Consider the following 285-nt stretch of genomic DNA (forward strand, 5'->3'; position numbering starts at 1 on the left):
ATTGCTATTTGCCGGACCGCGAGATTGCCGACACCAGTTCGAACAGCGCGCACTGTCCGGCACCGCCGCGTGCCGAATGGACACCCGAGGCAATCAGCTTTGTCCACGTCGAGCCGCGCAACAGCGCTGACGCGAAGAGCGGGCCGTTTTCGCGCGTCTACATGGACGCCGCCGGGCGCAAGGTGCGCACGGTTACGGAAGCCTACGATGGCGCCGCCCAGCCGGGCGGCACCGGGCGCCTGATCGTGCAGGACACTGATTACAACACACAGGGCGTGGCGGTAA

General features: G+C 66.0%; 1 protein-coding gene. It reads left to right on the forward strand.

Annotated features, from left to right (window positions below):
* Positions 1 to 285 (forward strand): hypothetical protein (locus GYK42_RS28970; RefSeq protein ID WP_166450295.1); only part of this gene is annotated, 285 nt, incomplete at both ends.

Source organism: Janthinobacterium lividum, from assembly GCF_011601275.1.
Taxonomy (GTDB): Bacteria; Pseudomonadota; Gammaproteobacteria; order Burkholderiales; family Burkholderiaceae_D; genus Janthinobacterium; species Janthinobacterium lividum_E.